The organism is Eudoraea sp. (assembly GCF_049665975.1).
Lineage (GTDB): Bacteria > Bacteroidota > Bacteroidia > Flavobacteriales > Flavobacteriaceae > Eudoraea.
Genome location: NZ_JBATGR010000174.1, coordinates 1 through 9577 on the forward strand (window position 1 = coordinate 1; position 9577 = coordinate 9577).

Annotated in this window: 5 protein-coding genes and 1 pseudogene; 5 read left to right on the top strand and 1 reads right to left on the bottom strand. The window is 39.4% G+C overall.

From position 1 onward, the window contains the following. The 5 genes and pseudogenes from secA to WBN20_RS06705 all read left to right on the top strand — a co-directional run. Positions 1–1906: pseudogene (gene secA / locus WBN20_RS06685) on the top strand (preprotein translocase subunit SecA); the annotation flags it as partial. Positions 1907–2006: 100 nt separating this feature from the next. Then, entirely contained in the window at positions 2007–3401 is a 1395-nt protein-coding gene (locus tag WBN20_RS06690; protein WP_424281148.1) for a Gfo/Idh/MocA family oxidoreductase, read from the top strand. 163 nt (positions 3402–3564) lie between these two features. Then, positions 3565–4785: a sensor histidine kinase gene (locus tag WBN20_RS06695; RefSeq protein WP_424272554.1), complete on the top strand. Its 1221-nt coding sequence runs from the start codon at positions 3565–3567 to the stop codon at positions 4783–4785. Positions 4786–4907: 122 nt separating this feature from the next. After that, positions 4908–7433 (top strand): M14 metallopeptidase family protein, encoded by a 2526-nt coding sequence (locus tag WBN20_RS06700; protein WP_424281149.1) that lies wholly within the window; start codon positions 4908–4910, stop codon positions 7431–7433. A gap of 1 nt (position 7434) precedes the next feature. Beyond that, complete coding sequence (locus WBN20_RS06705) at positions 7435–9003, top strand: amidohydrolase family protein (RefSeq protein ID WP_424281150.1); 1569 nt, start codon at positions 7435–7437, stop codon at positions 9001–9003. Positions 9004–9184: 181 nt separating this feature from the next. On the opposite strand, the gene WBN20_RS06710 is transcribed toward WBN20_RS06705, so the two are convergent. Then, the gene (locus WBN20_RS06710) at positions 9185–9442 is read right to left on the bottom strand and encodes a hypothetical protein (protein WP_424275872.1); all 258 of its coding nucleotides are present in this window, start codon (positions 9440–9442) and stop codon (positions 9185–9187) included. Positions 9443–9577 lie beyond the last annotated feature (135 nt).

A 9577-nucleotide genomic window follows, 5' to 3' on the forward strand; every position in this document is an offset into this window, starting at 1 on the left:
CATCCACACTATGAGCCAGCTATTGAAGGCATATACGCTTTTCGAAAAAGATGTGGAGTATGTGGTTATTGAAAATAAGGTGATGATAGTTGATGAACAGACTGGCCGTATTATGGACGGGCGCCGCTATTCAGACGGATTACACCAGGCCATTGAAGCGAAAGAGAATGTAAAAATCGAAGCAATGACACAGACTTTTGCGACGGTTACTCTACAGAATTATTTCAGAATGTACAAAAAGCTTTCAGGTATGACGGGTACCGCCGTAACGGAAGCAGGTGAATTATGGGAAATCTATAAATTGGATGTTATGGAGATCCCTACAAACAGGCCTGTAGCAAGAGATGACAGAAATGATCTTATCTATAAGACCAAAAGAGAAAAATACAACGCAATTATTGACGAAGTTACCAAACTTTCTGAACATAAAAGACCGGTGCTTATTGGTACCACGTCCGTGGAAATATCTGAATTATTATCACGAATGCTGGGTATACGAAAAATTCCACACAATGTTTTGAATGCGAAACTGCATAAAAAGGAAGCAGATATTGTGGCAGAAGCAGGTAATGCAGGTATCGTAACCATTGCAACAAACATGGCAGGACGAGGTACAGATATAAAATTATCTGAAGAAGTTAAAAAAGCAGGGGGCTTGGCCATAGTAGGTACAGAAAGACACGACTCCAGGAGGGTAGACAGGCAGTTGAGAGGACGTGCAGGCCGTCAGGGAGATCCTGGAAGTTCCCAGTTTTATGTCTCTTTAGAAGATAATCTAATGCGTCTATTTGGTTCAGACAGGGTTGCAAAAATGATGGATAGAATGGGTCTTGAAGAAGGAGAAGTGATCCAGCATTCTATGATGACCAAATCTATTGAACGGGCACAGAAAAAAGTAGAAGAGAATAACTTTGGTATTCGTAAACGACTATTGGAGTATGATGATGTAATGAATGCCCAGCGCGAAGTAGTTTATAAAAGAAGAAGGCATGCACTGCAGGGTGAACGACTTAAGGTAGATATTGCAAACATGGTTTATGATACATGTGAGGTAATTGCTGATACCAATAAGGCCGCCAACGATTTCAAAAATTTCGAATTTGAACTCATCAAGTATTTTTCTATTACCTCGCCGGTTACAGAGGTGGAATTCGGCAAACAGAGTTTTCTGGAGATCGCAAATACAACCTATACTGCAGCTTATGATTATTACCAGAATAAAATGGAGCGAAGTGCCGCCACGGCTTTCCCTGTAATTAAAAAGGTATACGAGGACAGCAGCAATAAATTTGAACGCATTGTAGTTCCTTTTACCGATGGTATTAAATCACTTAATGTGGTAACCAACCTTAAAAATGCCTATGAGTCGAACGGCAAAGAATTGGTGACAGATTTTGAAAAGAATATAACTCTGGCCATAGTTGATGACGCATGGAAAACTCACCTGAGGAAAATGGACGAGTTAAAACAGTCTGTTCAGTTGGCTGTTCACGAGCAGAAAGATCCTTTGTTGATCTATAAATTTGAAGCGTTTGAACTTTTTAAAAGCATGATTGACAACGTAAACAAAGAAGTTGTTTCCTTTTTGTTCAAAGGGGAATTGCCCTCAGCTGACACTAATGAGATTCAGGAAGCAAGGAATGTACGAAGACCAAAAGAAAAGCTTCAGACCACTAAGGAGGAGATTCCGAATAATGATGAATTAGCAGCCCGGAACAGGGCAGTAGGGCAAAATCAAGGTGGTAGAGCTCCAATTACAGAAACTATTGTACGGGAAAAACCCAAAATTGGCAGAAATGAAAGGGTCACTATAAAAAACGTAATGTCGGGCGAAAGCAAGATAGTCAAATTCAAACAAGCAGAGCCTCTTATAGATCGGGGGGAATGGGTATTGATTGAAGATTGACAAATTAACTACCATCACAAAAAAGGCGTCCATACATGGGCGCCTTTTTTTGTTTAAAATGCCATATCTTTAGGTATTGACACCTTCTTAATATTTTCAGATGAAATCTTCCAGACGTAAATTCCTGACTTCCATTAGCATGTTGGCCGCCTCTTCTGCCATGCCAATTACACAGTTTGATTTTGGAATGAATGCAAAGTTAAAAATTGCCCTTGTTGGAACCGGTATTCGCGGTATCACTTTTTGGGGAAAACGTCTTGTTGATGAATATTCAGATATCCTGGAGTTTGTGGGCTTGTGCGATATAAATCCGGGGCGCCTCTCCTTTGGAAAAGAATATACCGGGGCCAATTGCCCTGCTTTTACAAATTTTGAGAAAATGATCCAGGATTCTAAACCGGATCTTGTTATCGTGACCACAAAAGATTCAACACACCATGAATTTATTATTAAGGCAATGGAAATGGGTTGCGATGTACTTACAGAAAAACCATTAACCACAGATGAAAATAAATGTCAGGCCATTCTGGATGCGGAAAAAAAGTCAGGCAAAAACCTGATAGTAGGTTTTAACTACCGTTGGAGCCCTTATAGCACCAAAATAAAACAGTTATTGGCAGACAACACCATTGGCAAACTAACTTCAGTTGACTTTCATTGGTATCTGAATACTTACCATGGCGCCAGTTATTTCCGAAGATGGCACGGACAGATGGAAAGCAGTGGATCCTTGTGGGTTCACAAGGCCACTCATCATTTCGACCTTCTTAACTGGTGGATCAATTCTGAGCCATCCGAAGTATTTGCATTCGGCGAATTGGAATTTTATGGCAAAAATGGACCTTTTAGAGGTGATAACTGCAGAAATTGCAAGCATCAATCCAAATGTGACTTCTATTGGGACATTTCTAAAAATCAATTTTTGACCGATCTCTATACAAAAAATGAGAAATACGATGGGTATATAAGAGACAACTGCCTTTTTAGAAATGAAATAAACATTTATGATAAGATGTCCGCACAGGTCAAATATCAAAATAAGGTGCAATTAAATTATTCGCTAACTACTTATTCTCCATTCGAAGGTTGGCGGGTTGCTTTTAACGGAATGGACGGAAGACTGGAAGCCTGGATGGACATCCCTTATTATAAAGAAATGAACATTGATCAGGCCGAAATGCACGAAAAGGAAATGGAGCAGAACAATGGGGAAACCGAGCATTATGAACCCATAATCGTGCACAAATTGTGGAAGGATTTCGAAACCGTTATGGTAGAAATGGAAAAAAGCGGACATGGCGGAGGTGATAAGCGCTTACAAGATAAAATATTCAGAAGTGTTAATTCCGTTGATCCTTTTGGCAGGACTGCAGGAAGCAGAGATGGTGCAATGTCTGTACTTATAGGGATTGCGGCAAGGAAAAGTATTGAAACCGGCTCAGCTGTTAAAATTAAAGATTTGACCAATTTACAGCCCAGGGCAGTGCGAGATTAACATACTTACTATTGTAGATAACAAAATTATTTTTTGTCAGATTAGCTGTTGAATATATGCTAAAACATATATAGCTTTACAACATTAAGGGAATTCGCTTCCCAACTAAGGTTGCGATTTTCCATTTGTAGTATCGCTGCATCAATGAATATAACTTAAGACCATGGAAAAAGCAACCAAACATCAGCACAGAATACAGGATAAAATACGTCTTACCCTTAGGGTTAGCTATTTTGCTTCCATTTTCTCATTGGTATTTGGCTTGGTTTGTCTTTTTTTTCTGGATATTTATGAATTTGTTCCCCATATTTTTCTCGCCTTTGGCGCGTTGAGTATAATAAATAACCTGGCCTATGCTTCTCATAAAAACCTAACGCTAACTTATAACATCCTTTCTATACTGGGCTTGGCCTCGGCTACAGCCATTACTATGCTAACAGGGGGCATAAACAGTCCGTTTATTTTTGTACTGGCAATTGTTGTGTTTGCCGGATATGCGACAACACGCAATTACGGGAAAATCTATTTGTATCTTACTGTTCTGATTATTACTTTAATTTTTGTGCAGGGAATTTCAGATTTTTCTTTAACCCGAAATGTCATTCCAATTGAGAGTCAAAACCTGTTTAGCTTTTTAAGTGTTTTGTTCTCCGTTTACCTTCTTGGTGGAGTTCTGGGTAAAAACTTGTTAAAAGCACACCACAACCTATATAAAACCAAGATGGAAGTTGAAGAACGGATACATGAAAAGGATACGCTACTCAAAGAAGTGCACCACAGGGTTAAAAATAATCTGCAAACGGTCTCCAGCCTGTTAAGTCTTCAATCAAGGGGAATAAAGGATGAAAAAGTAAAAAATCTTATAAAAAGTAGTCAGAACAGAGTCATTTCCATGGCTATGGTACATGAAATGCTTTACATGCGGGACGATTTGTCTAAAATAGATTATAAATCCTATGTTGAGGAATTAAGTGAATACCTGGTTAAATCTGTAAAGGGTGCCGATAGTAACGTTAAAGTAAACATTAATATTCCTCAAATAGAATTGGGCATTGATACAGCTATTCCATTAGGTCTCCTTATCAACGAAGCGCTTACAAATGCTCTTAAATATGGAATAAAAGGCAATGACCAGGGGGAAATTCATATTGAGTTAAAGAAAATGGCTGATAAGGATTACATTCTAAATATTGGTGATAATGGTGTTGGTTTTTCAAATGAAGTGAATTTTAAAAATACCCGTTCTTTGGGTTTAAAGCTAATTCATAACCTGGCCCGTCAGCTAAAAGGGTCAATAATCAGAGACTTTTCCAAAAAAGGCACCAACTATATCGTGAATTTTAAAGAAATAGGTCAGAGCGACTTTCATCAATCAGTCGCCTAGAGGTAAACTTACCAGGAGACCTTTAGTCTAATATTCCTAAGTATGTTATTCCCGTAGTGATAACACTTCTTCTTAAGGCAATTTATACCTATATTTAGCCGACTAATTCAAAAATTGCTCTTATGAAGAATATTTTACTCATATGCTTTTTACTATGCAGTAGCCTCACATACAGTCAGGATTACTTTCTTAAAAAATACCATCCCTTCAATAGTAATATTCCTTCTCCGGAAGAGTTTTTGGGTTATGGGATTGGAGAACGTCATACAAGGCATGATCTTATTGTAGCCTATTTACAAAAACTGGCGGATCTTTCAGATCGTGCCTCTATTCATGAATATGGCATGACACATGAAGGCCGTAAACTAGTTATCTTAACCATAACAACCCCAGATAATTTGGCTAATCTGGAATCTATTAAGGAAAGGCATCTTGCCTTTACAGATCCCGGCAAATCTTCTGCCCCGGACACATCACTTCCAATTTTTATTAATTTGGGATATAACGTACATGGGAATGAGCCATCCAGTTCCGAAGCAGCCCTTTTAAGTGCCTATACTTTTGTAGCTTCTGATAATCCTGAGATACTTAATTACCTAACCAACGCAATAATCTTTATAGATCCTACTATCAACCCCGATGGTCGGGATCGACATACACAATGGGCAAATAGCTATCAGGGCAATCCTTTAGTGGCAGATCCCCAGGATGCAGAACACAATGAATACTGGCCTGGCGGCCGCACCAATCACTATTGGTTCGACCTCAACCGGGACTGGCTACTAGCAATAAACCCTGAAAGTCGTGGTAAACTTAAATGGTATCATGAGTGGTACCCCAATGTAGTTACCGACTTTCATGAAATGGGTTCACAAAGCACCTATTTCTTTGAACCAATGAAAGCGAACGGTTCTCTTAACCCTATTATGCCTAAAAAGAACTATGAAGATCTTAACAATTTGTTTGGAAACTATTTTGCCAAGGCCTTAGACAGCATAGGCTCATTTTATTTTACCAAAGAAGCATTTGACGGTACCTATCCGGGATACGGTTCTTCCTATCCTGATATTCAGGGCGGCCTTGGGCTGTTATTTGAACAGGCCAGCTCCAGGGGGCATAAGCAGAAAACTGCCTTTGGGGCAATCACATTTCCCTTCACCATTCGCAATCAGTACACATCGAGTATCACAACTGTGAAAGCCGCAGTTGAAAACAAAGACTATCTGAGATCATATCAAAAAGAGTTCTTTAAAACGGCTATGATGAATTCGGCAATAAAAGGAGTTCAAGGATACAGCTTTGGAGATCGCTATGACAAAAACAGGGTAAAGGCATTTATTGATAAATTATTAATCCACAAAATAGATGTATACAAATACGGAAATGATTCCTATGTAGTGCCCACATCCCAGCCCCAGTACAGAATGGTGCAAACTATGTTTGAAACTTATAAAAAATACCGGGACAGTGTTTTTTACGATGCTTCTGCCTGGTCTGTGGCAAATTTCTATAATATTAACTACAGGGGAATAAAGAAGCTTAGTCGCGGAGATAAAATAACTTCTACAGCTGATCTTGTAAACGTCCAACCCGTACAAAAATCCTCTTATGCCTATATTATAGATTGGGATGATTATAACGCACCTGCAGTTTTAAATTTTCTTCAGTCCAAGAAGTTGGTACTCTCTTCTGCCTTTAAACCATTTACCACAACGATTAATAATAGCAGTAAGTCGTTTAATTATGGAGCCTTAATTCTGCCCATAAGCCTTCAAAAGAAAGATGCAGATGAAGTATATAAATGGGTGCTTGAAGCACAGGAAAAATACCAGGTCCCTATTTATGGCATTGCCACAGGTTACAACAGCAGGGGCATTGATCTTGGCAGCAGGTATGTTCGTGCGTTAACCAAACCAAAAGCTGCTATGCTTATTGGAGATGGTACCCGCTCATATGAAGCCGGAGAGGTATGGCATTTATTAGATACCCGAGTACATATGCCAATTACAAAAATACCTATCCGGAATTATGATAAGGCAAAGCTGGACGAATACAATACATTGGTTATGGTTTCGGGCAAGTATAATCTTACTGAGAAGCAGCAGACCAAACTATCAGACTGGGTTAAAAAGGGTAATACACTTATTACCATTGGAACAGCCTCTAAATGGGTCATCGATAAAAAAATGATTAAAGAAAAACTAGTCGAATCTGTTGTAGATTCTACCAAAGCTGTATTGCGAAAACCCTATGTAGGTGCGGCAGAGAATCTTGGGAAAGAAAGTATTGGTGGGATTATATTAAAGGTCGATCTGGATATAACCCATCCGTTGGCATTTGGTTACAGAGATGCGGACATTCCGGTCTATAAAAACAATAATGTCTGGCTTTCTCCAAGTAAAAATGAGTATTCTACTGTAGCGAAGTACTCCGGGAATGCCCTGATAGACGGGTACATAAGTAATAAGAATAGCAAAGAATTCTTAAAATCCTCAGCTTCACTCGTTGTAAGTCCTTTAGGCAAAGGACGCGTAGTGCTATTCGCGGATAATCCAAATTTCCGGGGCTCATGGTACGGAACCAACCGATTGTTTTTGAATGCAATGTTTTTAGGTGACAAAATTGAAGTGCCCAAACAAAAAGACTAGTATGAACATAAAAACATATGCCCTATTAATTATCCTCTTGTGTGGCAATCTATCAATACTTGCACAGAGTAACGGGGGCGATGGGCCATTTTCTCAACTTATCATCAGGGGAGTCACTCTTATTAATGGAAATGGGGCACCGCCAATGGGGCCAGTGGATATAGAAGTGATCAACAATCGTATTAAAAGTATAAAGGTAGTGGGCTATCCTGGAGTAGCTATAAAAGATTCAGACCGTCCACAGCTTAAAGAAGGTGGCAAAGAATTAAACTGCGAAGGCATGTATTTGCTTCCTGGCTTTGTAGACATGCATGGACATATTGGAGGAAAAGCCCAGGGCGCAGAACCGGATTATGTTTTTAAACTCTGGATGGCTCATGGCATTACCACGGTTAGAGAACCTAGTGGCCGGGGGGTAGACTTTACATTAGATTTAAAAAGGAAAAGTGCCAAAAATGAAATTGTAGCACCCCGTATTTTAGCCTATACTGGATTTGGACAAGGTAGTGATGCCACTATAAGCACTCCGGAAATGGCACGTGAATGGGTGCGCAATAATGCAAAAAAAGGGGCTGATGGCATTAAGTTATTTGGTGCACCTCCGGAAATTATGACCGCTGCATTAGATGAAAACAAAAAACTAGGACTACGATCAGCTTGTCATCATGCTCAACTGAACGTTGCCAGATGGAATGTCCTGCATTCAGCCAGGGCAGGTTTAACTAGCATGGAGCATTGGTATGGACTGCCAGAAGCACTGTTTGAAGACCGCACGGTGCAGGATTATCCGCTCGATTACAATTACAACAATGAACAAGACCGCTTTGAAGAGGCAGGTAAACTTTGGAAACAGGCTGCAAAACCTTATTCTGACCATTGGAATAAAGTTATGGACGAGCTTATCTCCTTAGATTTTACCCTGGATCCAACCTTTAATATTTATGAAGCCAGCCGGGATCTTCAAAGAGCACGACGCGCAGAATGGCACGAAGACTATACCTTGCCTTCATTATGGGATTTCTACCAGCCCAGTAAAATAAGTCATGGTTCGTATTGGCATTACTGGGGTACCGAACAGGAAGTAGCCTGGAAGGAGAATTATAAACTCTGGATGACCTTTGTAAATGAGTATAAGAACAGAGGTGGCCGGGTAACCACAGGATCGGACTCGGGCTTTATCTTTCAGCTCTATGGATTTGCTTATATCCGCGAAATGGAATTGTTACGGGAAGCCGGGTTTCATCCTTTAGAGATTATTCGCTCAGCAACCTTAAACGGAGCAGAAGCCCTGGGTATGGATGATCAAATAGGGACAGTAACAGTTGGTAAACTTGCAGACTTTGTTATTGTAGCCGAAAATCCGTTAGAAAACCTGAAAGTACTCTATGGCACGGGTGCCATAAAACTTACTGAAGATAATACAGTTGTGCGTGTTGGTGGGGTAAAATACACCATAAAGGACGGTGTAATCTACGATGCCAAAGCACTACTCAAGGAAGTAAAGCAAATGGTGGACGCAGAAAAAGAGCGTTTGAATTATCAGATTAAACAACCTGGAATTCCGGAATAATAGTCGGGCTAATTAACTCTTGCTCTGTTTAAAACAGAAAGTGAGGACTTATCTATTTCCTCTTGGCACTTTAATTGGTCTTAAAACTCCTTTTGTTTTTGGAAAAACAATCATATAACTTACTAAAAGTGCAACGGGTAATAATAGAATAAATAGTATCATTAGGTTTGAGATTTGGGGATTAAGCTAATTTGGGTTTATTTTTTTTAGTAGAAAAAGCCAAAGCTTTCTTTACTCTTGTATTCTTGAATTTGTATAAGCGCGCAACAGCGTCTTTTTTTGTTGCCTCAATTTGCCCACTATTGTGAGAAACAGGAAGGCTAGCATCCAGAACAATATCCATTTGAAATGTTTCAACTTTACCATAGTCTGAAGTTTTTTGGGCTAGAGCAACAGCTCCGAATAAAAGTATAAGTACTAAGGTTAAAAAAGCTTTCATGCTATTAGATTTGGGTACAATAAAATAACTACAGAAAATGATATCCCAAGGGTATAAATCGCTGAAAGCGCCCTATTTTTCGGTGGCTGGAAAAAATTACGGTGAAGTGATTAATAATTCGGATATAAAGAATCA

Coding starts and splice junctions, on each gene's coding strand:
- WBN20_RS06690 (WP_424281148.1), top strand. CDS start 2,007: ATGAAATCTTCCAGACGTAAATTCCTGACTTCCATTAGCATGTTGGCC.
- WBN20_RS06695 (WP_424272554.1), top strand. CDS start 3,565: ATGGAAAAAGCAACCAAACATCAGCACAGAATACAGGATAAAATACGT.
- WBN20_RS06700 (WP_424281149.1), top strand. CDS start 4,908: ATGAAGAATATTTTACTCATATGCTTTTTACTATGCAGTAGCCTCACA.
- WBN20_RS06705 (WP_424281150.1), top strand. CDS start 7,435: ATGAACATAAAAACATATGCCCTATTAATTATCCTCTTGTGTGGCAAT.
- WBN20_RS06710 (WP_424275872.1), bottom strand. CDS start 9,442: ATGAAAGCTTTTTTAACCTTAGTACTTATACTTTTATTCGGAGCTGTT.